The organism is Photorhabdus sp. RM96S, from assembly GCF_042879335.1.
Lineage (GTDB): Bacteria > Pseudomonadota > Gammaproteobacteria > Enterobacterales > Enterobacteriaceae > Photorhabdus > Photorhabdus kayaii.
This window is the reverse complement of sequence record NZ_JBHFKT010000031.1, coordinates 1-25,827: the sequence shown is the minus strand read 5'-3', so window position 1 is coordinate 25,827 and position 25,827 is coordinate 1. Positions and strand designations below refer to the sequence as shown.

The following is a 25,827-nucleotide window of genomic DNA, read 5'->3' as shown; positions in this document are numbered from 1 at the left end:
GCTGGCGGTACTATTTTTGACCAACGAGCAACCGTAAAGAGGTTTCCGTGTCCCGTACAATTATGTTAATCCCTACTAGCACCAGCGTCGGCTTGACCAGTGTTAGTTTAGGTGTAATCCGCTCAATGGAGCAAAAAGGCGTCAGCCTGAGTGTTTTCAAACCTATCGCCCAACCCCGTTGCTGTGGCACCCAAGATCAAACCACCACCATCATCCGCTCTCATTCCAGCATAAAGACCGCTGAACCGCTGGACATGGCGCATGTGGAATCTTTGCTGACAACCAATCAGAAAGATGTGCTGATGGAAAAAATCGTGGCTCTTTACCACGAAAACACCAAAAACGCAGAAGTCATTCTGATTGAAGGTCTGGTTCCAACCCGCAAACATTCATTCGCCCAATCTCTCAACTATGAAATTGCCAAGACCCTGAACGCTGAAATCGTATTCGTATTGGCGCTAGGTAATGATTCCCCGAAACAGTTGAAAGAACGTGTCGAACTGGCTCGTGCTGAATTTGGTGGCAGCAAAAATCAGAACATTACCGGTGTTATTATCAACAAACTGAATGCGCCGGTTGATGATCAAGGCCGTACCCGTCCGGATTTGTCAGAGATCTTTGATGAATCCTCAAAAGCCATCGTATCTAACATCGATCCGAACACGCTGTTCAAAAATAGCCCATTGCCAATCCTGGGTTGCATTCCGTGGAGTTTTGACCTGATTGCAACCCGAGCCATTGATATGGCAAAACACCTGAACGCCCGTATTATCAACGAAGGCGCAATCAAAACCCGCCGTGTGAAATCCGTGACTTTCTGTGCACGCAGCATTCCACACATGTTAGAGCACTTCCGTCCCGGTTCTCTGCTGGTCACTTCGGCTGATCGTCCAGACGTTCTGGTTTCAGCCTGTCTGGCGGCTATGAATGGGGTTGAAATCGGTGCAATTCTGCTGACCGGTGGCTATGCCATCGACGAGCCGATTAAGCAATTGTGTGAACGTGCCTTCAACACTGGCCTGCCAGTCTTTATGGTTGATACAAACACTTGGCAGACTTCCCTGAGCCTGCAAAGTTTCAGCCTGGAAGTCCCGGCGGATGACCGTGAACGCATCGAAAAACTGCAAAACTACGTCGCACACCATATCAACAAAGAGTGGATCGACTCCCTGACAGCAAACTCTGAGCGCCCACACCGCCTCTCTCCACCCGCATTCCGTTATCAATTAACAGAACTGGCGCGCAAAGCGGGCAAACGCATTGTTCTGCCGGAAGGTGACGAACCTCGTACTGTGAAAGCGGCATCTATCTGTGCTGATCGCGGTATCGCACAATGCGTTCTACTGGGTGATCCAGAAGAGATCCGTCGTGTTGCCGCGGCTCAAGGCGTAGAACTGGGTGCGGGTATTGAAATTGTTGATCCCGTTGCTGTACGTGAGCGTTATGTCTCACGTCTGGTTGAATTGCGTAAAAACAAAGGCATGACCGAAGTCGTTGCGCGTGAACAACTGGAAGACAACGTTGTTCTGGGTACGTTGATGCTGGAACAGGGCGAAGTTGATGGTTTGGTTTCCGGTGCGGTACACACCACGGCAAACACCATCCGTCCACCATTGCAGTTAATCAAAACTGCACCGGGTAGCTCGCTGGTATCATCCGTATTCTTTATGCTATTGCCAGAACAGGTTCTGGTTTACGGAGACTGTGCAATCAACCCAGATCCGACTGCTGAACAACTGTCTGAAATCGCCATTCAATCGGCGGATTCAGCTAAAGCATTCGGTATTGAACCGCGTGTTGCCATGATCTCCTACTCTACCGGCAACTCCGGTGCAGGCAGTGATGTTGAGAAAGTTCGTGAAGCAACCCGTTTGGCGCAGGAAAAACGTCCAGATCTGATCATTGATGGCCCATTGCAATATGACGCCGCAATCATGGCAGACGTAGCGAAATCCAAAGCACCAAACTCACCGGTTGCCGGTCAAGCTACCGTATTCATCTTCCCTGATCTGAACACCGGTAACACCACCTACAAAGCGGTACAACGTTCTGCGGATCTGGTTTCCATCGGGCCAATGCTGCAAGGTATGCGTAAGCCGGTGAACGATTTGTCCCGTGGCGCTCTGGTAGATGATATTGTTTACACCGTTGCACTGACTGCGATTCAATCAGCGCAGGGGGAAGCGTAACCGTTTCTTGCACGCGCCCCACTTAAATTAATCAAGGTCTGACCTCCTTAATAAGGTTCAGACCTTTGAATTTATTCTTCTGCACTATATACCCGTCATCTTTCAAGCTGCCTCTTTGTTGGATGCACTCACTCACCCCAGTCACATAGTTATCTATACTCCCGGGGATTCGCTCCCTTGCCGTCGCGATCCATCTTGAAATCCATAGGGTATAAATGCTACACCAATCTTAATTGATGAAATTGGACACAATTCAGTCCGCCTGGTGATTTGTTTTAATTCAGTACAATTTATAGAAGATTAAGGATCATAATCCGTAGCGGGTTATTTTCAGTACTAATAAGTTTAATCGCTAACACACAACATACCAATATCAGCATCGGCCTTATTAAACGAGGGCCTATTTTAACAGCACAACGAGCTCCTAACTGTGCTCCAGCAAAGGACGCGATAGCCATTGCTAAGGCTAACGGCCATATAATGACGCCTTTAGTGATAAAAATAAACAATGCACCAATATTGCATGAAGCATTTGCTAATTTAGTAAAACTCATTGCCCGCATCATCTCAAGGCCACAGAAGAACATAAAACTCATCATGAGAAAAGAACCCGTTCCTGGGCCAAAAATGCCATCGTAAAAACCAAGTATCGGGGCGACTAAAAATGAAAATAACAATACAGATATTCTTTTCCTATTACTTATCCCACTAAGTTTCGGAGCGAAGATAAAATAAATTGCGACGACAATTAATAATATTGGCACACAAGCTTCTAATATTCTCTTACTCACCACAGTGACAAATAATGCACCACTAATTCCTCCTAATACACTAAAAATTATTAAAAATACTGACTTTCTCCACTCAATTAACCCTTTACGCGCAAAAGTTACAGTAGCTGATATACTAGCTGAAGTTGCTTGAAATTTATTAGTAGCCATAGCACTGATAGGTTCTATTCCTGCTAGAAATAGCGCGGGCAATGTTATTAATCCTCCTCCACCAGCTATTGCATCAAAAAAACCTGCCAAAAAAGCAATAGTCGCTAGTATGCCTATTAGGTCCCATTCCATAATGATTCCACATATTATTAAACGTTTTAAAATAGCTTAAATTATTAATAATGCAAGCTATTCAATAGAATTTCATGATTGTACTTCACACTCAGTCAACCCTTTTTGCAAAAGAATGTGACATACTTACAAATCCGATCAAAAAAACCAAAAAGTATTAGTGCAGAACTTTAAAAGTGCCATTTAATATAGCATTACAAAAAATTAAATATAACTATACTTTATTAAATTTCATTGTAATAATACAACGAGTAATTATTTAGCCTTTAAGCAATAAAGGATCATCTGAGATAACAACTCCTTCCGCATATTTTGCAAGACCAAACAACCGAACTAACAATCGACGATTATCCTTTACTATATCCCGACAATGTAATGCTCGATAATTATTAATAGCAATTGCAGATTCCTGTGTTAATACATATCGATACGGTATAGCATCGTTAACTGCCTGACAAAATATTTCATATGCTTTCTTGACAACATCTGAGGCTTTTTCATCAACAGAAAAACGGTAGGAGTTATATCGGATAGAGAAAGAGAATTTTTCATTAAAATCTATTATAGATACCCCCTTACCATCTTCTCCCTTTTCGTCGGCATAAGAGTCACTATATGTAAAATTAAAGTTGTATGACGACAGTGCCAAAACATTAGTTGCACCTACCCTTTCTAATACTTCAGGCATTGGAATAACAAATGTAGGTTCCATTAGAGGATTCCACATTGATGATAAAATCAAAGAAGACGGTGAAGGAGAGTGACTATTTTTAACTTTCACTGCGCTCCAATATGGTCCTTCGGTGTGAGGGCCAAGGGATAAGCCTGAATGAGAACTTAATTCTACTCTATTATTTTCAGAATCAATATCCTGCAAACCTCCCTCTTTAAAATGAGCAACCAGACGCACTATTTTACCATAATTTTCAATATCATATGCAAAAGCTCTATGTTCAACAAGTTCCAGTAAGATTTGATTACGAGCCGCCAAATAAAGGATAGCATATTGATTATCTAGTGAAGAAAACGAGGGTAATTTATCAGGGAGTATATCATTGGTAACTTTTTTTCATCCCTTCAAAAACTAGAGCGGACATTAAACCATCAGAATATACTCTAATCACTTCTTGTTGGATTTCTGAAAATATTTTTTTTAATTCAATACCAGCTTGTACCACAATCATTCTAATTCCGCTAACCTGTGGACCACCACGTTTAGCAATATCTTCGGAAAAATAGTGAAGCAGGTTAGCTTGATGTTCATTAAATATAAATAAGTTAATTTCCTTATTTTTTTGTACAGTATCCGATGAAATCATCTTTTTATTTTTTTCTACAGCTAGATTACATTCCATTTTTATACCTTTAGTTATTTTAATTTAATTTAATTTAATTTAATTTAATTTAATTTAATTTAATTTAATTTAATTTAATTTAATTTAATTTAATTTAATTTAATTTAATTTAATTTAATTATGTATTTTAAACTATATTATCAGTTATTAAAGTAATTACCAGAACAAAAACACACTTTAAGATTCTATATTATTATATTTTGTGACTTTAATGAAATTATAAATCAAAGTTGTATTTTTATTTTTTATAACTTCTTACGCTTATTAATTGTTATTTATTAAAAACACAGTATAACCGATATACAATAATCACTAAATAATACAAAATTTTATTTACTAATTTTCTAAAGAAGTTATTTCATAATTATACTCTTCTTCCAACCAGCCCTTGCTGGCCAATACTGCAAGGTATACGCAAGCCGGTGAACGATTTGTCCCGCGGCGCTTTGGTAGACGATATCATTTACACTGTTGTACTGACTGCGATTCAATCGGTACAAGGAGAAGCGTAACCGTTTCTTATCCGTAGCAGATTAATGACTGATAAAGGCTGAATCCTGTACTTCACTGGATTCAGCCTTTTTATTTATCTGAAAAAATTTAAGGTTAATAATTACAGGGTAACAGAATAGATGTTAAGTCCTATTTTTTGAGCTTTTTCGATAATGATACATAAGCAACCTGAGCTTGTATTTCATTCGTTGATAACCATTTATTAAATTCAACTCCTGTATTATATTGAGGAGGAGCCTTGCACTTCGATCCTTTTTTACCTAACCCATACGATAATGTTCCAGCTTCCCCTTTATATTCACACTTATGTTCAGTTGTGAATTCATTAAATAGCCACCCGTCCTTTTCTGTTTTGAATTCAATCACAACACCTGGTTTATCATTGGATAGATAACTTTTTGAGTAAGTGAATTTAGGCGCAATTCCACAGAAAGAGTTGTCTTGAACACAAGGAATTTTTTCATTCCTATTCCTATCAAATCCTTGATATTCATTTATATGCATTCCTCGATACCAGTACATCGATTCTCCTATCTCATTATCACTATTTACAGTTTTATTACTCTCTAGTGTAAATTTATAATCTGTGTTGACTTCAATTCGAAGAACACAATTTTCATATAAAGACATGACTTTGGTATTTGCCAATCCATTTGCAGTTATTGCATTTTTTACCTGATTCCTAATTTCCGCCATATCTTGCATACAAGCCATACTGAAACTACTCATAGCTAATAAAAACGGAGAAATAAAGAAAACCTTTTTATTCAAATTCATATTTCTTTCCTTACTTGATTTATGGTTTTAGCACGAAATGGAACAAAAATAAATTTCGTTATTATTAAGTTAATATTTAATTTACGGCATAAATAATAATTCAAATCACAATTCAGTCGTAAATAATAAATTAATAACAATAGAGCATTACAATATAAATCATTTAATTCAATCGATTATTATTTCCTTCCTTAAGTAAGGATAGGTTATTAAATTAAAAAACACAAATTACAGAATCATTAAACTAAAAAATATCTTACTTAAACATATAAGAACAAATATAGAAAAATTTCAACAATATATAAAATAAGCAACTTATCAACATTCACTGTTATATATATAACAGAATAACCACTGATTTTTTATATCATAACAATCTAAATAACCTTCACAAGATTGCAATTATGCTCGATTATAAAATACATAAAAATCAAATAATTATTTATCACTATTGTAAAATATTTTTCAATGAAAATTTTTCTGCTATCTAACTGAACACAATTAAATACAAAAAACAATTTAATCGTGCCGCATATATGCGGCACCTTACCTTTATAGTTATCTGCGTATATTCAAGATTGATAATTGCATGGTTTCAGCACAAATAAGCTTATTTTTTCTGTTTCTTTAATAATACATACGCGACTTGGGCTTGTACTTTATTCTTTGATAACCACTCATTAAATATATTTCCTATTCCGCGTTGCTTATATGCAGAATCACAACTTGCCGATGTTCCTGTTACACCAAGCCCATACGTTCCTCCACCTTCAGCTTTAGTCTTACATCCATGTTTAGTTGTAAAGTCATTATATAACCAGCCAGCCTTTTCCGTCTTAAATTCAATAACAACACCTGGTTTTTTATTCGTTAGATAACTTTGTGAGTAAGTGAATTGAGGCGCAATTCCACAGAAACTGTTTTCTTGAACGCAAGAAATTTTCTCGTTCCTATTCTTATCAAATGTTTGATATTCCTTTATCTCCATTCCTCGATACCAGTACATCGATTTTTCTGCCTCATTATCACTATTTGAGGTTTTACTACTCTTTAGCGTAAGTTTATTTGGTGTGTTGTCTTTAACTCTAAGAACACAATTTGTGTATAAAGACATTACTTTGGTTTTTGCCAATCCATTTGCAGTTATTGCATCTTTTACCTGATTTCTAATGTTCTCCGGATCTTTCATACATGCCATACTAACACTACTCATCGCTAATAAAAGCGGGGAAATAAGTAAAACCTTTTTATTAAAACTCATATTTTTATCCTTGCTTTATTTGTTTTTTTGATATCTAATTAAATGAAAATAGATTTCATCATTATATGTTGATTTAAAAACACTATTACAGACAATATATAATAAATTAACCAATATATTAATCTTCATTGTTATCATCTGTCGCAAACAAGGTAGATTATTTAACTGTAAAAAACAAAAACAAATTCCAATATAATTAAATTAAAAAATATGTCATTTACATATAAAAAACAACATGACAATAATATACCAGCAACATAAAATAAAAATAACTACAACAATAGAAAAGATAAAATAATTATTCGTTTTTTTATACCATAATAATCTAAAGAATATTATCTCATCATTGTAATAATATCTCAATAATTCATAAAAGCTCCATTGATAATAAATACTAATAATTATTTATTTAAGGAAATCTGGAGAATAGCAGACATGATGTGTCGTCTAACCAGAAACAGTAAAGTTGAGAGCTGACCGAAGGTTAACACCATTATTCAGATAAAATGCGTAAGATACCTCCTTGCCCAATAAGGCAAAGAGGTAAGAGATATTACGGGCGATAACCAATAAAGGCCATGCGCGACAGCCTCCTTTCGATTGAGACTAATTGTGTGGTGGACAAGAAATTCTGCATCCGCTCGAACGCTTCTTCACCCTCTATTGCAATAAATTGCTCCCTGCGCTTCTCACGCCCGGCACGCCAGCGCTCACTAAGTTCAACAACGCTTTGGGTAAGATCCACCTGCCTTTCGAGGCAAAGACCCGCCTCGCTGATTAAACGCTCGTTCAACCCAAGCGGGCTATAGAGGAAATAACCCGGCATGCCACGTATCACGATTTCGTCTTTACTCAGCATACCCGTTACCAAAGTAGGATCGGTATACAAGAACCGTCCGCCCGGTTTCAGTAGCCGGCACCATTCGCGCAGCAAGGCCAATCGATCCGGAATATGAATTACTGAGTCGATGCACCATAATGCATCAAAAGTGCCGTCAGGAAATGGCAGAGGCTGACGAACATCACTGTCGACGAAGTGGCTTCGATCTTCCAGTCCGAAATCTGCCGCAAGTTGCCGGGCGGTAAGGAGGCCATGAGGATGAATGTCAACCCCCGTCACGCTACAGCCGCTGGTCCTTGCCAAAAACAGAGCCGGCCCTCCAGACCCACTACATACATCCAGCACATGCGAGCTGTCAGATAATTGAAGCCATTGGGAGAACTTTCTAAACTCATCAGCAGAGGACCAGTTGTTCTGCCCCAGGTCTTCGCCATAGGTCTCTTTGCGTACCTCAGATACCGCTTCCGCAGAGAAACTACCGAAAGCCCGTTCGTAAAAACCAGTGCCAGGGCTTGGGGAGGAAGTTTGCATAGTCATAGATAATGCTCCTAGCGAATAGAATTTAATCGGAAGACAAGGTGTTCAATTGCGGCATCCAGTATCGCATTATCGAGATCCGGATCAAAACAGAACCGAACCGACGCATTAGCCTGAGCCGAGCTCAAGCCAATGCCAGTGAGCACGTGTGAAGGCTGTAGTTCCGCAGAATTGCAGGCTGAACCTGACGATATAGCCACCTGATGCAACCCGGATATTAGCGCCTCCGAAGCGATACCTTCGAACTGAACGTTCACGATGTATGGGGAACTGCAAGAGATATCGGTATTCAACACGGCATTCAGCACCCTTTGACGAAGGCGAGTAATAAAATAGTCTCTCAATGCAGTGACTTTTGCCTGGCGTTGCATAAGGGTTGACTGAATCATCTGACACGCAAGACCAAACCCGACAATCAACGGCGTTGGCAAGGTACCGCTGCGCAAATGATTCTGGCCGCCGCCATAGATGAAGGGCCTCAAATGCCCCGCAACACGCGCATCGACGAAGAGTGCCCCAACGCCTTTCGGTCCCCGCATTTTGTGGGCGGAAAACGAAAGCATATCAATTCCAGTTTCCTTGACGTTCATGGGAATTTTGCCGACAGACTGGACGGCATCCACATGTAGCCAAGCGCCTGACCGACGCGTGATTGCAGCAATTTCATCCACCGGCTGAACTGTACCCAGCTCAGAATTCACATGAGCAACGCTGACGATACGGGTGTCGGCGGTCAGTTTAGTCATGACATCTTCCGGTTGTACCCGGCCATTGGCGGCAACTGACATGTACTCGACAGCAAGCCCCCGACGGCTCAACTCCTTACCGACGAGTAACACAGATTTGTGGTCGATAGGGCAAAGTAGCGCTCCCGCAGGAGCGCATTCGTTATGGGCAAAACTTGAAAAAAGCGCAATATTGTTGGCTTCTGTGGCCCCCGATGTAAAGGCGATCTCCTCTGGGCGAGCACCGATGAGAGACGCAACTTGTTGGGCGGCATTCTCTATCGCATGCCGGGCGCGACGCCCCATCACATGGGCGGAGGAAGAATTACCGAATTCATGCTCCATATAGAATCGCATGATGTCGACGACCTCAGGAAAGCATGGTGTCGTAGCACAATGATCCAGATAGATTACGCCAGTCGGGTTTTCATTAACATTCATAGCGACTCCCCATCAGGAAGTGAAGACGGCAACGTTAACAAGCTTCGAGTAGATCTCTTGTGTCTGCATCTCTCCGCTTCCACCGGGGTCCGCAACAATCACCTTCATGCCCGAAAGCCCATACAGAGAGAGCGCGGTGCTTACCCCTGTTTTGACCGGTTGGAAACATTCGCCGGGGGCGAAGATCACCAGAAGACGATGTTGCGCGTTGTAGACCTCGGAGATCATCTCGGTGATCTCTCCCGCACATCCGGTAACGCCGCAGGTAATGAGGGGTCGATAATCGCCGTTTTCGTCCACAAGAGAAATTTCAGTTCCGGCATCAGGGCCATTGTCGAAAACGCGGCGATTTAATAGCCCTGCTTTGACCAACTTATCGGCGCTTTTCTGGAATCGGTATTTCAGCCAAGTCTCCGGATAGGCAATAGGATGTTTCCGGCTTGCGAGCATGTTTTGCTCAGAAAATTGCCCACTGCGCTCTAGGATAGATTTGTACGAGGCCGGAAGCGCGGAGAATTGTTCATAGAAGGCACGTCTTAGTTCAGATGCTGGCCCGCTGTCGCGCGAAACATATTGCCAATCGTTGATGAGCAGCAGAAATTTTATCGCTTCGAATTGATGTTTAAGCTGCTCTGCGATTCGAACACCAAGTTCCCAAGTATATCCTGGAAAAATTCCTACGCGTCGTTCAATTTTTTCTCGCATAGGAGCCGTATTTTCTTCGATGACTCCCGGAACAAGGCATCCTCGCTCTTCATCAAGAAAGAGCATGAAATGCCCTGCCATAATGACGAGATCCGGATGTGGAGTATTAGTTACTTCGGCAAGAATAAGGTCGAGTAGCTCAGCCTCAGATTGAACCAAACGGTGGCTGTTTGAGATGTTAATTTGCTGCATATGTGCCTATATTAATATTATTGATTTTATTAGCAATTTAAAGGCTGTGTTATAGCTCTGGAAACTGTATGACCCATTTCGATTTTCCTGGTGGATCGTTAAATTTCACTCACTATGAACATCCGCCTCCACAACAGTTATCAATTATCAGTAGACAATTGATAATAGATTATATATTTACATATAATCTATTATCAAACAATTAGTAATGTTAATGTTTAATCTATACCCTGTACTATTTAATATACACTAATAGCCAAGATTAATGTTGTATATCCTTGCTGTAGAGAGACCAAAGGCATTGACTAAAACGGTCATTTAACAGCCAAATATCAACGCTGCCGATATCATGATTCCCATCAATTCTATTTTAGCCAAACTCACAAAAAACCAATAATAACAGTCTATTCCATTTACATAATTACATTTTGCAAACATATCATTGTGCTCATATTCAAGCCACGTCATGCTGCTGCCCTACGCTAATTATTGACATTATTTAGCGTGATGTTTTTTTATGACAGACGTCCAGCCTGTCTATCGAACATTATCGGTGAACGATTCAAAATAAATTAAAAAATTTGACGAAAAACAAAATAAATCATCAATAAATTTAATTTAAAAATTTAATAAAAGCACCGAGGTCATGAGGTTTAACAAATTCTCAATCGTAAGTAGGTCAAAAGAAATAACGCAACTTTGACTAAAATATCTGCAAAGGCAAGTCCCGGCCCGCCAAACGATTTGATTATCACCTGAGTTAATTGTTTGGTATCCGTTGAATATCATGCAATCAAATGAGCCGTTTCGGCTAATATGAAATCGCCATTAAAGCCATTTTCCTATCTGTTTCAATTCGTTATTTCTTCATTCCTGTCTATGAACGAAAACTCTCTTTTGATATCTGATAACGTTGTTCTTCCTGTGCCTCATTTTTCTTCTTTACGCGCCATAAAATACTTAACAAAATAAACCATAAAGGCGTGCCACAAAGTGCGACCAGGGTATCCGGGTCAAAAACCATTACCACTATAGTAAAAATGAAAAAAGTCAGAGTCAGCCAAGTCATTAACACCCCCAAAGGCATCTTAAAGATTGAACGTTTATGCACATCAGGGTAATTCTTACGATAAACCAAATAGGCAATCAAAATCACACACCAGCTATAAATCACCATAATCGAAGCAACGGTTGATACCATAGTAAATAACTGCATGACATTCGGTACGATAAATAAAAGTGACGTACCAACCACCATACAGAAACAAGAAAATATCAAACTATGTACAGGAATCGCCGTATTGCGGGAAAGAATTTTAAATTTCCGGTGGGCGTTTTTTTCCGTTGATAAGCCATAAAGCATACGTGTACAAGCATATAATCCACTATTAGCAGAAGACATTGCCGAGGTTAATGCAACAAAATTAACCACTGCGGCAGCGGCAGGCAGACCCGCCAAGGCAAATAATGTCACAAAAGGGCTGGTTTCAGCGGAGATCCGTCCCCAAGAAGTGACGGCAATGATACTCAACATGGAGAAAATATAGAAAATCATAATTCTCATCGGGATATAATTAATTGCTTTCGGCAATATCTTTTCCGGATCTTTTGTTTCTGCCGTCATCGTGCCAACTAACTCAACACCGGTAAAAGAAAAAATCGCTATTTGAAAACCAGCAAAAAAACCAAAAATACCATTTGGCAAAAATACCGATGGATCAGTCAAATTATTCACAGAGGCGATCATACCATCCGGTGATTGCCAGCCTACCATCACCATACCAACGCCAATAATAATCAGCGCTAAAATCGCAATTACCTTAATCATGGCGAACCAGAATTCAGTTTCGCCAAATAAGCGGACAGAAAGAAGATTACAAGTACCCAGTAAACCTAGCGTTATAAATGCGGGCACCCAAAGAGAAACACCGGGAAACCAATATTGAATGTAGCCGCCACACACAACAACATCAGCAATACAAGAGACAATCCAACTCATCCAATAAGTCCAGCCGAGAAAAAAACTGGCTTTGGTACCTAAATAATCCGATACAAAATCAGCAAAAGAGCGATAATTCAGTTTAGTCAGCAGCAATTCTCCCATTGCCCGCATCACCATATAGACAAAAAAACCAACAATCGCATAGGTAATAATGATCGATGTACCCGATACAGCAATGGTTTTTCCTGACCCCATAAATAAACCTGTGCCAATAGCACCACCAATGGAAATCAATTGAATATGACGTGCACTCAGCCCTCTATGAAGCGTTTGTGTATCAGCAAATTTCTCTGCCGAAAGGTTTTGTTGAGTTTTATTATTTTTTTTCATGATAATACCCGTCCGTCATTAACTGCCTACCCCAATAAGGCTATTTTATTTGCCCTTATTTGCCATAAAGAGCGAACCAAGGCAGTGCTCAAAATCCTCACGTACTACGTGTACGCTCCGGTTTTTCCGCGCTGTCCGTGTTCACTGTTTATTTATAAGAACGGCCTGCAACAATTACGCCTATTAGGATAAGCATTAAACTGCTAAATCTTTCTACCACGGCTTCAGGAAGAAAATGGAATAATGCCTTATTTATTTAATTATTTTTTATTTAAAGCAAGTAACAGTCCCGCCCTTAATCCATTAGCAACCTCAGCATTAGGAAATAAAATAAATTTCGCCGGAAATTTAATTTTCCAATGGCGATCTTGTTGGCTGGCGATTTCAAACCCTTCTGGCAATTCAGTAAAGTTCAAGGTATCTGCGGGGATATGAAGTTGAAAACTGTCGTGACTCTTAATAATGGAATTAATTACCTGGTAATGTTTCAGCTCAGATTTAATACGTGCTGTTATTGGCGATAAAGAAATTAAACCATAAAGCGCATCCGTAATTTTTTGAAATTTGGTTAAATCATTTTCCCCAAAAGGCATTGCTTTACCCATCTCCATTGTACAACTATCCGCCCCAAACTTTTCACTCAGAAAATGGCTGAAAGTCCCGGCTTTCTCACGATGATAAACCAGCGCATCAATATCGCTGTCATGCAACCATTGCATAAATTCAGCAGAAAAGGGGCGATTCTGAGCAGGTAACAAGGCAAATTGCTCATGGTGAGAAGCGCGTATAGCGGTATGCAGATCAATATGCCAGCGAATATTTATCGACGACACCAAAGGTTCAGCAAAAAAGCGACTCACAACGTCTTCAAGTTCAGCCGCACGTGATCGCTCATTTCCTAGCGGAAAATTCAGGTAACGGCCACCAAACATGCGATTCAAATCATGATGTAAATAACGTCGATTCACACGCATCGCAGGCAAATTACCAAAGATGATCAACACGTTATTTTTTAGTGTTAACGTGCCATCCGCCAACTGTGCAAGTAACTGAATCAATATTTCAATAGGCGCGGTTTCATTACCGTGAATACCGGCAGAAATCACCAAAGACCGATTTCCCCCTTCATCGGGAATCAATTGCAGTACCCCTTCTGCCAGCCAATGCGCATTTATTGTTTCTGGAAATATCAGGTGGTCGGCAAGTTTTTTTTCAAGCAATAACGTTAACAGATCCATATCTGCTCCAATTTAGCGCTGAAATTCATAGATCGATCCTAAATTCAGGATCTGCGTAAGCTCATCCAGCGCGGTATAAACTTCGCGAAGTAATTGGGGATCGGCCAGATCACTAGCACATAATTCATCACGATAATGGTGCGCTATCCATTTGGTCAGGCGCTGGTGAAGCTGCGTATTCATCAATGTTGCGGGATTAACAGCGCGAAATTCAGCATCGTTAAGTACCACCCTCAGACGCAAACAGGCCGGGCCACCGCCATTACGCATACTTTCCCGCAAATCAAAAACACGAACTTCATTAATTGGTGCAGAGGTCTGTGCACTCAGCGACTGCAAATAATCCCAGACAGCGGAATGTTGGCGGCACTCTTCAGGAACAACAATCACCATTTTCCCATCGGTTTTACTCAGTAACTGACTATTAAAGAGATAAGAATCAACCGCGTCTTTGATGCTGATCTGCTCAGCAGGTACTTCAATCGTGACAAAATTCTGTCCCAACACCGCCATTTTCTCTTTAATTTCAGTCAGAACCTGAGACTGATTAAGATAAGCATATTGATGGTGAAAAAGGACATTTCGGTTGCTGACCGCAATCACATCGTTATGGAAAACCCCACTGTCAATGGCGACCGGGTTTTGCTGTACAAAAACGGTTTGTGCCGGATTAAGCTGATGCAACCGCGCAATCGCTTCACTGGCTTCCAATGTTTGCCGCGCAGGATAACATTTGGGCATTGGGCCGCCACGAAATGCGCTACGGCCATAGACAAACACCTGTACGCCGGGCGTATCATAATCACCGCCAAGGCGATTATGGTTTGCCGCCCCTTCATCACCAAAATCTTCATGTTGTGGAAGAGCCTGATGATGGACAAAATAGTTTTGATCAGCAAAAGTGGCTTTTAACGCAGCGGCCGTCGTTTCTATTTCCAACGAACGGTGCAATTTATTGTTTAAATTAGCTACCGTGAAATGAACTCGCTGATCAGCGCTATCCGCCGAAGGTGACACGGTTGCCGCATTTGCAGTCCACATTGATGAAGCAGAACTCAGTTTTGATAATAACACCGGAGAATATTTGGCTGCTTTATGCAGTATCTGCTCATCATTGCCCACAAAGCCTAAATTACGCAAGGCTGGAATATTAGGGCGTTGTTGAGGAGGAAACACTCCTTGAATAAACCCCTCATCAGCCAGCGCTTTCATTTTCATCAACCCTTGCAGCGCGGCTTTACGCGGGTTAGATACGCTGTCTTTATTATTAATCGAAGCCTTATTACCCATAGAAAGCCCCGCATAGTGATGGGTCAGGCCGACCAACCCATCAAAATTTGCTTCAAAACCAGCCATAAATCCCCCTGGAAAAATTATATAAGTTGAAAACCTCTCCCGTTAAACGGTTAATCAGGGAAATGAAGCCCCGGCGCAAGTGTTTCAGGTAAAGTGAGTTCGTCGGTAACCAGAGATGCCATCGGCCAGGCACAGTAATCAGCAGCATAATAAGCACTAGGTCGGTAATTTCCTGACGCACCAATGCCACCGAAAGGCGCTTTACTGGAAGCCCCAGTCAACGGCTTATTCCAGTTCACAATGCCCGCTCTGGCATCTTCCGACAGACGTTGGAACAGAGCAGCATCCGGCGAAATTAAACCGGTAGCCAATCCGAATCGGGTGTTATTGGCGATTGCTAGCGCCTCATCAAATGTGTCATAACGCATAAGCATGAGCAGCGGCCCGAAATACTCCTCATCAGGAACATCAGCGACTTGGCTAACATCAATAATCCCTGGGGTCAACAACGTTGATTGCGGCTGGCATTGCTCCAGCGAAACCAAAGAGATACCACCCAATTTTTGTAGCCGATCTTGAGCTTCCAATAGATTCTGCACAGCCTGTAAAGAAATGACTCCACCAATGAACGGTTGAGGTTGGGCATCCCAATGGGATGGTACGATCCGCTCTGTCACCTCCACCAGACGCTTAATCACCGCATCTCCGTGCGCACCATTTTTGACCAATAATCTGCGGGCACAGGTGCAACGTTGACCAGCGGAGATAAACGCTGACTGCACAATGGTGTAAACAGCGGCATCAATATCGTCGCAACTATCGACGATCAATGCATTGTTTCCCCCCATTTCAAGTGCCAACATCTTCTCTGGCTGACCGCCAAGCACTCGGTGAAAGTGAAAGCCAGTATTGGCACTTCCCGTAAACAGCACGCCATCAATCTGCTTATCCTCCAGCAATGCTGTCCCGGTATTGCGTGCTCCCTGAACCAGATTGAGCACACCTGCGGGCAAACCGGATTTTTCCCATAGTTTCACCGTCTCTTCTGCGGTCATCGGTGTCAATTCACTCGGTTTAAACACCAGCGTATTACCCGCAATAAGCGCGGGAATAATATGACCATTAGGCAAATGTCCGGGAAAGTTATATGGACCAAAAACCGCCATCACGCCGTGAGGACGGTGACGCAGTAAGGCACGGCCGTCTGGCATAATCGTTTCTGACTCACCGGTACGCTGTTCCCACGCTTCGATAGAAATAGCCGCTTTACCTATCATGGATTGTATTTCAGTCCGAGTTTCCCATAACGGTTTACTGGTTTCCTGACTGATAACACGAGCAAGCGTTTCTTTCTCCTCATTCAGCAAAGCCGCAAACGTCTGAACAACCTTAATCCGCTCACTGGCGGGCAAATGTGACCAAGCATAAAACGCCTCACGAGCAGCATGACAAGCGGCTCTGACTTGCGAAGCATCAGCGCTGTTAGCTTGCCACAGAATCTGTTGATCTATTGGGGAAAATTTAGTTATCGACTCACCCTGCCCCTCAATCCATCTTCCCCCAATGTAATGTGCTTTATAATTCATGCTTAATTTTCCTTTGGAAAGAGACTAACCCGTCGCACCTGATCCCCATCGCTTACTTGAAGTGCATCCATCTCTGCGGCTGTTAAAAAAAGTTCATTACTGTCACACGCCACATTCAATAAAAGCGCTCGAAATTCACTAAACTGCTGATTGGCAACGATGCAAGGAACACCATCATCTCTGGTCACTGATTCGACTTTACTGACAGAAATGAGACGACTCTCTTTTACCGCACGTATCCGGTCAATCTCAGCCTGTAATAAAGCGCCGCCATCAAAAATATCGATATGGCCTTGATAGATAAGACCTTCTTTTTCAAGAATTGCCCGCGCGGGTACTGTTTTCTCATGGACCTGCCCAATCACCTTCTGCGCCTCAGCAGATAATAAGGAGATATAAATAGGATGAAGGGGCATGAGTTCGGCAATAAAGGTTTTCGACCCAATACCAGTTAAGTAATCTGCCTGGGAAAAAGGAATGCCAAAAAAATGTTGTCCCAGTGAATTCCAGAAAGGGGAATTTCCTTGCTCATCTGCAACCCCTCGCATTTCAGCGAATATAATTTTAGAAAAAATATCCCTAAATGCGGCGATAAAAAGAAAACGTGCTTTGGAGAGAAATGCCCCATTTCTTCCCTTCTGATATTCCGGATCAAGGAACAAAGTACACAATTCACTGTTACCGGTCTGATCTTGTTCCAAAGTCAACGTTTCAATAGATTTATAAATCCCCAATTCACGTGATGAACGAATGGTTTTTTGTACCCGAAAGTTATAAAACGGTTCCTCTAGCCCAACCGCCACTTCGATGGCACTGACACCCGCCACCCGATTCACGCTGGTATCTTCCAGCACAAAAAGGAATCCCTGCTGAGCCCTGGTCAGTTTTCCCTCAAAAGTATCAACGCTACGTGTAATACGTGAACATAATTGCTCCAGGTTATTAGGAAAAGATGTCAAACCTATACCCGCGCGTTGAGATAAAGACTGAACCCCATTTAAGTCACTATGCCGGACAGCTCGGAAAAGCATCATAACGTCACCTTCGATTTACTATTAACCTACAAACTGCATGATGGCGCTTTCAAGACGAACCAGACCTTCATCAATATCAGCAAATTCGATATTTAAGGCTGGCGCAAAGCGCAACACATCTGGACCCGCGATCAAAGCAATTAATCCCTCCTCTGCTGCCAAGTTAGTTAATTGCTTCGCCTTACCCTGCCAAGCCTTATCCAATTCAGCACCTAAAAGCAGCCCTTTACCTCGCAAGCAACTGAATATTTGGTAACGCTGGTTCAGTTTCGATAATTTATCCATGAAGTAATCATGACGTTGTAAAACGCCGGTGAGCAGTTCCGCTTGATTAACAATAGAAAGCACCTTATTGGCAACTGCCGCCGCCAAAGGATTACCGCCAAACGTGGTACCGTGCGTTCCAGGTTGAAAAACCGCTGCAATATGTTGTTTTGTTAACATAGCGCCGATAGGAAAACCGCCACCGAGACCTTTAGCACTGGTAAGAATATCAGGCTCGACACCATATTCCTGATAAGCATAAAGGTATCCTGTACGGCCCACCCCAGTTTGAATTTCATCAAAAATAAGCAGCGCTTGAAAACGATCACATAAGGTACGTAATTCCTGCAAGAATGCAGGATCTGCGGGAATAACACCGCCCTCACCGATAATAGGTTCGACAATAACCGCACAGGTATTTTCAGAAATATGTTCTCTGATCGCAGATAAATTATTATAAGGAAGATGCGTAATTTCTTGCGGAAGAGGGGCATAATCTTGTGAATATTTTGGCTGCCCTCCTACTGTAACGGTAAATAATGTTCTACCATGAAAAGAATCTTTAAATGAAATAATCTCATTCTTATTTTTTCCATATTTATCAGCGGCATATTTTCTGGCTAACTTTAATGCTGCTTCGTTAGCCTCCGCTCCTGAATTACAGAAAAACGCTTTATCAGCAAAAGTATTTTCCACGAGTCTTTTTGCTAATTTCAGGACAGGTTCATTGGTGTAACCATTACCTATATGCCATATTTTATCAATCTGAGAAATTAACGCATCCTTTAATTCAGGATGTGCATGCCCTAATGAATTAACGGCAATTCCACCGGCAAAATCGATATATTCTTTACCATCTTGATCCCATACTTTCGAACCTTTGGCCCGAACAGGTATGAACTTAGCAGGAGAGAAACAGGGCACCATATAGTGATCAAACCAACTTCTCTGAATATTTTCTAACATAGATCATTTCCCCTTAAAATAGAGAGTACGCGGACGAGAGAAAGTAATATGCCCAGCATCATTTTTCATCTCACACTTACACACCTTATTTAATGTATGCCGAGTAAAAGGTTTACCAAACTGAAACCTAAAAAGCCTTAAAGATAATAAGATTACAGGATCTATTTAATATTATTCTTATTAATCCCATGACTATTTCCTAAAACAGAGTTGCTCAGCCATTAGACAGATACTGTTGCCCACACTTAACAAAGTCAACACAAGTTGTACACAAAAAAAATACTTTTTGATCTCGTTCAAAATTCCAAAAAGTATTTTTATGCATTGTCTATGCACATTTAATGAATAAATAGGGAATAAACAGTGAATAAATTAAATCTACTACATATAGATGAAACGAATAAATAAATAATTATTCATTAATAACGCATGAAATTTATCTATTCAAATATAAAATAAAATTTGACCGAATTTAACTTTCAAAAACCAGAGTAAACCGATAACCAAAACAACAAAAGAAGTGAACAATTTGATGATAACTTAATATAAAATTAACTATCCAGTTAAGAAAATTGACTATACCCGTCATCTTTCAAGCTGCATCTTTGTTGGCTGCACTCGCTCATCCCGGTCACATAGTTATCTATGCTCCCGGGGATTCACTCCCTTGCCGTCGCGATGCATCTTGAAATCCATAGGGTATAATCTCATTTGATTTTCTGCAATTTTCATTGGCAAACGCTGAGCTTCATTATTAAAATTGAAATCATTATTTTTATTTATTATGTGAATCTACCAACATTAAGTATTTTTAAATATAAACTAAACGCTTGTATATTTAATTATAAAAAATTTTATTTTGGCAAATGTCATGAAAATTAGCTGCCTATTTTAAATAATAGACATGATATTAATCCAAAATGCGACCTATTCAATATTTAAAAAATCATTCAATGCGACAAATTATACAAAATATAAGATTAAGTTGAAAAACAATTTATTAGGAATTATTTTAATAGAAGGAATTAAAATAATATCGTTAACGTAAATAGAAAAAAGATCAGTACAAGTTAAAACTAATTTGATCACTGATTAAAAATACTGAATTACCTGAATCGATTAGGATATGTCACGGACAGTCAAGGATAATATGAACTTATTCCGCATCATTTATAGGGAAAGGGATAGCAAACGGCTTGAACTAAAGGCGCTAAATGCACCTTTAGTTTGTTATTATCTTATTTTAAATTATCAGTGAAAAATGATGTAATCTTGTCAAATGGAATGAATTTCGTCCGATCATATAAGTCCACATGCAATGCGCCGGAAACAATGTAAAGCTCCTTAGGCTCAGCGGCCAATTTGTAAGCATCCTCGCTGAAATAACGGGAATTAGCTTTTTCACCCGCAATGAACAGAATCGGACGGGGCGAGATTGCCTCTATTTGAGAGAACGGAAAGAAATTCATTAATGCCGGGTTACTGGTCAGAGACATTGCTGTTGTTGAGCGAGGATGGTACCCCCTCGGCGTCCGGTAGTAATCATAGAACTCGCGAGCGACAGCCGGTGACTCGGCGGTAATTTCTTCTGGAGTCCCTATAACATAGCGTTTCTGTCCACCTTCAAATTCGACGTAACGCTGCTGAACAATGTCTTCAAGTGCTTTGACCCTATCCTCTTTGGTCATTGTGTCCCACAATCCCTGACGGCGATCCCGGCCTATATCATACATACTGATAGTCACTATGGCCTTCATACGAGGATCAACAGCCGCAGCACTGAGTGCAAACCCTCCGCTCCCGCAGATACCAATGACACCAATGCGATTTCTGTCAACAAATGAGCGGGTGCCAATAAAGTCAACAGCGGCACTGAAGTCTTCCACAAAAGCTTCTGGAGAGGCAATCGAACGAGGTTCGCCGCCACTCTCGCCGTTATAGGATGCATCCCAAGCCAAAGTGACAAAACCACGCTCTACCATTGCCTGGGCGTATAAACCCGAACTCTGCTTTCTCTGCTATTACCCATGTTTACCCATGAGCAATAACGCCAGGATGGGCTGAATGCTGTGCAGCCCAGGTAAAAATGGCAGATAACGACAGTAATACCGCGCCAAAGACGAAGGGACTTTTCCAGCCCATGACATCGAACATTGCTCCACCGGAACTGGCTCCCAGCGTAATAGCCAACTGAATAGTCGCGACCATGAGGCCACCACCAGCTTCCGCATCATCCGGCAGTACGCGGCTCAACCAGAGTCCCCAAGCAACTGGTGCTGGCGTGGCGACTAATCCCCAAGTTGCCAGTAACGCCGCAACCGCCATGCCAGAACTGCCGAAAATGGTAAGGACTACCGCAACCACTGCCATCGCGAGAGGGATAGCAATCAGGTAGGCAAACAACCGTTTTTTTAATAACAATCCGATGAAGTATGTTCCAACCAAACCACTAGCACCCAACAGAAGGAGTATGAGGGATAATTCAGTAACACTGATGCCAGTAATCGTTTCCAGAAACGGTCGCAAATAGGTAAAAACAGCGAACTGACCCATGAATAACCACATAATGCCAGCCATACCCAAGGCAACCTGCGTTTTTTTCAGCAACCTGAATGGATTGACTGCTTCGCTTTTCTTATTGGCTTCCATCGCAGGAATCCCCCGCCATTGCCAGACAAATGCCAGTATGGCAAGTGGGATCACCATAAAAAAGGCACCTCGCCAGCCAATATACTGTCCCAGAAAGCTACCCAGCGGAGCTGCAATGGTCGCCGCCAGCGCATTGCCGCCGTTTATCAGAGCCAGCCCTTTCGCAACAGAATCAGGTGGAAGCAGCCTCATCACGGTCGCCGTCGCCATTGACCAGAAACCACCAATGGCGATGCCCAATAAAGCCCGTCCGACCATGAACTCCACGTTACTAGCGGCCAGTGTCACAATCATCCCGGATATTGTCAGAAGTAGCGTGAAACTCAGCAGCACTTTTTTCCGGTCGAATTTACCTGTCAGGGGAGTATTCAGCAGGCTGGTCAGCACAGCAAAAAAACCTGAAACTGAAATAGCCTGACCTACCTGCCCTTGGCTCATCTGCAAGTCCTGTGCGATTGGACTCAGCAAGCTGACGGGCATAAATTCTGACGCAATCAGTACAACAACACAGAGAGCCATGGAAAAGACCGCTCCCCATGCAGGAGGCTGGGTTGAATGCGTGTATGATCTTACATCAGTATTAACCGTTTTCATTTTTCTCCGGCATTCATCTGATAGCAGAACGGAATGACGTGTTTTATGCATCCCAAACAGCTATGGCGATAATCAAACTCATGTAGATCTTAATTGCATAATGTTTCTTTGATTAGACGTTATAATTAGCATGCTTTTATGAGAAAAATTCAACAATTGAGGTTTCAAGATGGACGATCTTCAAGCATTTTTGTTAGTGGCAGGGGAGCAAAGCTTTACAAAGGCCGCGGCAAGAATGGGCGTCACGCCATCGGCACTCAGCCACACCATTAAAGCTCTGGAAGAAAGACTCGGGGTACGTTTATTAACCCGTACAACACGTAATGTCGCACCGACAGAAGCAGGGGAAAGATTATTACATTCTATTGGTCCTCTTTTTGAGCAGATTAACGCTGAAATTGAAAGATTAGGTGAGCTTCGGGATAAGCCTGCGGGTACGATTCGGATCACTTGCTCAGACGATGCGGTACAGATGATCCTGAGGCCCATGCTTGCCAGATTTCTTGCCAGATATCCTGATATTAACGTGGAAGTCAGTATCGATTACGGTTTCACGAATATTGTCAGTGAGCGGTTTGATGCCGGAATCCGGCTTGGCGAAGCTATCAGTAAGGATATGATAGCAGTACGTCTTGGCCCGGACTGGCGCCTCTCCGTAGTTGGGACACCCGCCTATTTTGAGCAGCATCCAATTCCGCAATCTCCTCATGATCTGACAAACCACCGTTGCATTAATGTCCGTCATTCAGTTGCTGGCGGCGTTTACGCGTGGGAATTTGAAAAAGATGGCAGAAAGCTGAATATTCGGGTCAATGGTCAATTTACCTCAAATAGTACTATTCATATTTTAAATAGCGCACTGGATGGTATAGGGCTGGCTTATGTCCCTGAATATTTAACTAAACCCTACATTGCCGACGGGACACTAAAAGAAGTCTTAGCGGACTGGTGCCCATATTTTCAGGGATTTCATCTTTATTATCCCAACCGGCGACAGGCTTCGCCGGCTTTTATGGCTTTTGTGGAAGCCGTCAGGTATCACGTCTAGAGTGATGAACATAATACTCTTCTGGGCGGAGACAGGAAAAGTATCAACGGTTCCCTGATAATAAAAGTAAGGCTCCATATCCAGTGCCAGTGTCCGCGGGCGGAACGGGTTGGGTCATCTGTTGCCAGTGAATGCCGCGGATGAGCCAGTCAAACTGGGCGGGCGTCATTACCCAGCTGCGCTCGCCCTGCTTCGGCCAGACAAAATGGGCCCGGTGCAGACGGCGGGTACACAGCCAGACGCCGTGTCGGTCCCAGCGCAAGACCTTGAGACGGGAGCGGGCCTTGTTGCAGAAGACAAAAGCGGCTTCGTCCTGCCAGCGCAAATTCAGTCCCTCCAGGTGCTGGGTCAGGGCATCAATACCCCGGCGCATGTCGACGGGCTCTCGCACCAGAAAGAGCTGTTGCGGTTTCAGCATCGGGCCAGTACCCGCATCACGTCAGGCAGCAGCGTCAATGGACAGGCGATGGCATAGCCGTCTGGGGTATGCAAGGTGACGGTGTGCGTGTCGTCAGGCTGGAGTGAAACCGGCAAGAGGGCGGGCAATGTCTGGCTGAGAGGTTGGCGCATTTTGTTACTGTCGGCAATCCAGTCGCGGAAAGAGGAAAAATTCAGCTGATGCTGTTCACAATACTGTTTTCGGGTCAGGCCACTGTGCCGCCATTGGGTCACATGGTGTTGTTTTTGCTCCGGGGTATATCGGCTACGGCTCATGATATCAGTCTCCAAATAAAGGAAGGAAGCCGTAGCGTGCATGGGCCGGAGGGGAAGAACAAGGTGAGATGACCGGACTCTTACCGCTGATAACCGGTTTTGCGGGTTAAGGGGAGAGCATGAGATGACGATAGCGATTGAACATTTACAGGATATTCAGTTAACCCATATTGAAGCGCTGGCCTTAGCCCAACTGGTGAAGCGGCTGAACTGGGCGGAGATACGCGCCTGTGCGATTGATGATGCGGAAGCCTGGGTTATCAAGGCCGCGATAGGGCGGCTCCAGTCGGCACTGGCGTGTCACGGGTATTCACCACGGTAAGAAAGAAACAGGCCGGAAGCGATTCCGGCTTTTTGCGATTTCAGGGAGAAAACAGAATAAAATAACTAAAATATAGCTTATGTATATATTTACAATGAATATTATATTTTTCTGTATTATTTCTTTGTTTATCTTCTTATTTATTTTATATTTTTATGATTTTAAATTATATATTTAATATATTAAGATCAAGCCTGTAAGATATTTATTTTAAGTATAAAAATAACAAAGCGGAAAGATCACGGGGATCTTTCCGGCTTTAAATTTAACTATTCATATTTTCCAGTAAACATAAATTCTTCAAGTATGTTAATGAACTTGGCTTTATCTCTTGTTTGCTTACTACCTAGGAATTTTTCCTCTTCTGTTTTTCCTGTCTTTTTATTTGTTTTTATAATAAAGAAATCTAATACAAATAAACCGTTAGGATCTCCTTCTGGTTCATACCGTGAATCAAAGCAAAGGCCATCAAGAGAATTATGTCCACTAATCAAAATTGATCCATAGAACCAATCCATATTTTCTTTAGTAGGTTCATAGTCATAGAAATTATTTACATCAATTACCCACCTACTAGGTATTCTCAAGGGCTGAATATTCTTCCATATATCTTTTTTCATTAACGAACTCCGGGAATGTATTTTCCGACTTGTTCCAACGATGCCGGGAAACTGTGAATAGTAGGAATAGGGGCATTCGTCATTTCGATTCTTACCCAATTGGTTAATTGCCCTTCATTATACCCAACATGACCGGTAGGGTTTTTATAGAACATGAATCGAGTTCCGCCGTGGTCAAAAGCATGGCCATTGCGAATAGCTCCATATGCAGCTTGTTTCTCAAAGCCAGCTACCTTACTTGCATATTCCGGGAAATAAGATGCTTCAGGTCTTTTATCTAAGCTTCCTTTACCTACACTCAGATTTTTAGCTTCATTAATATCTTTTGCGTTGATATGTTTTGTTGCATGACGACCAGCCGTAGGACGTTGAGCATTATAAACATCTGTTCGAAGGGCCTTGCGTTTATGGTATCCAGTAGGATCACAACCCGCCAATCCCAGAGGATCTTAGGGACTATCCCGACGCCATCATACAGTTTAGCGGACTTTTCCCCTTGATTTAGCCGCCTTTTTCTCCGCCGCTTTTTCCCGCCCTGTTAAAGAACATGCCAAC

The 25,827-nt window shown here is 42.0% G+C and carries 23 protein-coding genes and 1 pseudogene; 4 read left to right on the top strand and 20 right to left on the bottom strand.

Going from position 1 to position 25,827, the window contains the following annotated elements; translation table 11 throughout:
- Positions 1-47 precede the first annotated feature (47 nt).
- Positions 48-2,189 carry a phosphate acetyltransferase gene (gene pta, locus ACGF49_RS17560; RefSeq protein ID WP_228902684.1) on the top strand — a complete coding sequence of 714 codons (2,142 nt, stop codon included), beginning with the start codon at positions 48-50 and terminating at the stop codon, positions 2,187-2,189.
- Positions 2,190-2,479: 290 nt separating this feature from the next.
- Here the strand turns inward: pta and ACGF49_RS17555 are convergent, their stop codons facing one another.
- The 3 genes from ACGF49_RS17555 to ACGF49_RS17545 all read right to left on the bottom strand — a co-directional run bounded on the left by ACGF49_RS17555 (position 2,480) and on the right by ACGF49_RS17545 (position 4,617).
- Positions 2,480-3,262 carry a TSUP family transporter gene (locus ACGF49_RS17555; protein ID WP_112894039.1) on the bottom strand — a complete coding sequence of 261 codons (783 nt, stop codon included), beginning with the start codon at positions 3,260-3,262 and terminating at the stop codon, positions 2,480-2,482.
- 259 nt (positions 3,263-3,521) lie between these two features.
- Positions 3,522-4,253, bottom strand: a complete 732-nt coding sequence (locus ACGF49_RS17550; protein WP_205068555.1) for a hypothetical protein — start codon at positions 4,251-4,253, stop codon at positions 3,522-3,524.
- Positions 4,254-4,314: 61 nt separating this feature from the next.
- Entirely contained in the window at positions 4,315-4,617 is a 303-nt protein-coding gene (locus tag ACGF49_RS17545) for a hypothetical protein (protein ID WP_205068553.1), read from the bottom strand.
- Between the two features lie 395 nt (positions 4,618-5,012).
- On the opposite strand from ACGF49_RS17545, the pseudogene ACGF49_RS17540 reads away from it, so the two are divergent.
- Positions 5,013-5,129: pseudogene (locus ACGF49_RS17540) on the top strand (phosphate acyltransferase); the annotation flags it as partial.
- A gap of 130 nt (positions 5,130-5,259) precedes the next feature.
- Here ACGF49_RS17540 and ACGF49_RS17535 read toward each other — a convergent pair.
- The 13 genes from ACGF49_RS17535 to ACGF49_RS17475 all read right to left on the bottom strand — a co-directional run bounded on the left by ACGF49_RS17535 (position 5,260) and on the right by ACGF49_RS17475 (position 22,568).
- The gene (locus ACGF49_RS17535) at positions 5,260-5,907 is read right to left on the bottom strand and encodes a hypothetical protein (protein ID WP_262977582.1); all 648 of its coding nucleotides are present in this window, start codon (positions 5,905-5,907) and stop codon (positions 5,260-5,262) included.
- A 610-nt stretch (positions 5,908-6,517) separates the two neighbouring features.
- Entirely contained in the window at positions 6,518-7,168 is a 651-nt protein-coding gene (locus ACGF49_RS17530; protein WP_262977583.1) for a hypothetical protein, read from the bottom strand.
- A gap of 553 nt (positions 7,169-7,721) precedes the next feature.
- On the bottom strand, positions 7,722-8,546 hold the full coding sequence (locus ACGF49_RS17525; protein ID WP_113044149.1) for a class I SAM-dependent methyltransferase: 825 nt from the start codon (positions 8,544-8,546) through the stop codon (positions 7,722-7,724).
- 11 nt (positions 8,547-8,557) lie between these two features.
- A complete protein-coding gene (locus tag ACGF49_RS17520) occupies positions 8,558-9,712 on the bottom strand; it encodes a cysteine desulfurase family protein (RefSeq protein ID WP_113044150.1) in 1,155 nt (384 codons plus the stop codon).
- A gap of 12 nt (positions 9,713-9,724) precedes the next feature.
- Positions 9,725-10,609, bottom strand: a complete 885-nt coding sequence (locus ACGF49_RS17515) for an LPD16 domain-containing protein (protein ID WP_262977584.1) — start codon at positions 10,607-10,609, stop codon at positions 9,725-9,727.
- Positions 10,610-11,486: 877 nt separating this feature from the next.
- The gene (locus ACGF49_RS17510) at positions 11,487-12,941 is read right to left on the bottom strand and encodes an amino acid permease (protein ID WP_113044152.1); all 1,455 of its coding nucleotides are present in this window, start codon (positions 12,939-12,941) and stop codon (positions 11,487-11,489) included.
- Positions 12,942-13,201: 260 nt separating this feature from the next.
- Positions 13,202-14,179, bottom strand: a complete 978-nt coding sequence (astE, locus tag ACGF49_RS17505) for a succinylglutamate desuccinylase (RefSeq protein ID WP_387492078.1) — start codon at positions 14,177-14,179, stop codon at positions 13,202-13,204.
- 12 nt (positions 14,180-14,191) lie between these two features.
- Positions 14,192-15,535, bottom strand: coding sequence for an N-succinylarginine dihydrolase (astB, locus tag ACGF49_RS17500; RefSeq protein WP_113044154.1), 1,344 nt, complete (start codon positions 15,533-15,535; stop codon positions 14,192-14,194).
- Positions 15,536-15,585: 50 nt separating this feature from the next.
- Complete coding sequence (astD, locus tag ACGF49_RS17495; protein WP_113044155.1) at positions 15,586-17,061, bottom strand: succinylglutamate-semialdehyde dehydrogenase; 1,476 nt, start codon at positions 17,059-17,061, stop codon at positions 15,586-15,588.
- Positions 17,062-17,063: 2 nt separating this feature from the next.
- On the bottom strand, positions 17,064-18,092 hold the full coding sequence (gene astA, locus ACGF49_RS17490; protein WP_271866517.1) for an arginine N-succinyltransferase: 1,029 nt from the start codon (positions 18,090-18,092) through the stop codon (positions 17,064-17,066).
- 24 nt (positions 18,093-18,116) lie between these two features.
- Positions 18,117-19,325: an aspartate aminotransferase family protein gene (locus ACGF49_RS17485; RefSeq protein WP_228902572.1), complete on the bottom strand. Its 1,209-nt coding sequence runs from the start codon at positions 19,323-19,325 to the stop codon at positions 18,117-18,119.
- 1,238 nt (positions 19,326-20,563) lie between these two features.
- On the bottom strand, positions 20,564-21,307 hold the full coding sequence (locus tag ACGF49_RS17480; RefSeq protein WP_113044158.1) for an alpha/beta hydrolase: 744 nt from the start codon (positions 21,305-21,307) through the stop codon (positions 20,564-20,566).
- A gap of 49 nt (positions 21,308-21,356) precedes the next feature.
- Positions 21,357-22,568 (bottom strand): MFS transporter, encoded by a 1,212-nt coding sequence (locus ACGF49_RS17475; RefSeq protein ID WP_387492072.1) that lies wholly within the window; start codon positions 22,566-22,568, stop codon positions 21,357-21,359.
- Positions 22,569-22,737: 169 nt separating this feature from the next.
- Here ACGF49_RS17475 and ACGF49_RS17470 point away from each other — a divergent pair, with 169 nt between their 5' ends.
- On the top strand, positions 22,738-23,616 hold the full coding sequence (locus tag ACGF49_RS17470) for a LysR family transcriptional regulator (protein WP_113044160.1): 879 nt from the start codon (positions 22,738-22,740) through the stop codon (positions 23,614-23,616).
- A 43-nt stretch (positions 23,617-23,659) separates the two neighbouring features.
- Here the strand turns inward: ACGF49_RS17470 and tnpB are convergent, their stop codons facing one another.
- Entirely contained in the window at positions 23,660-24,034 is a 375-nt protein-coding gene (gene tnpB, locus ACGF49_RS17465) for an IS66 family insertion sequence element accessory protein TnpB (RefSeq protein ID WP_229015770.1), read from the bottom strand.
- Positions 24,028-24,330 (bottom strand): IS66 family insertion sequence element accessory protein TnpA, encoded by a 303-nt coding sequence (gene tnpA, locus ACGF49_RS17460; RefSeq protein ID WP_271859295.1) that lies wholly within the window; start codon positions 24,328-24,330, stop codon positions 24,028-24,030. The genes tnpB and tnpA overlap by 7 nt, the downstream gene beginning before the upstream one ends.
- 124 nt (positions 24,331-24,454) lie before the next feature.
- Here tnpA and ACGF49_RS17455 point away from each other — a divergent pair, with 124 nt between their 5' ends.
- On the top strand, positions 24,455-24,652 hold the full coding sequence (locus ACGF49_RS17455; RefSeq protein WP_112896980.1) for a hypothetical protein: 198 nt from the start codon (positions 24,455-24,457) through the stop codon (positions 24,650-24,652).
- A gap of 269 nt (positions 24,653-24,921) precedes the next feature.
- Here the strand turns inward: ACGF49_RS17455 and ACGF49_RS17450 are convergent, their stop codons facing one another.
- Together ACGF49_RS17450 and ACGF49_RS17445 are read right to left on the bottom strand one after the other, a co-directional pair.
- The gene (locus ACGF49_RS17450) at positions 24,922-25,272 is read right to left on the bottom strand and encodes a hypothetical protein (protein WP_112896979.1); all 351 of its coding nucleotides are present in this window, start codon (positions 25,270-25,272) and stop codon (positions 24,922-24,924) included.
- Positions 25,272-25,709: a hypothetical protein gene (locus tag ACGF49_RS17445; RefSeq protein WP_112896978.1), complete on the bottom strand. Its 438-nt coding sequence runs from the start codon at positions 25,707-25,709 to the stop codon at positions 25,272-25,274. Before ACGF49_RS17445 ends, ACGF49_RS17450 begins: the two co-directional genes overlap by 1 nt.
- Positions 25,710-25,827: the final 118 nt, after the last annotated feature.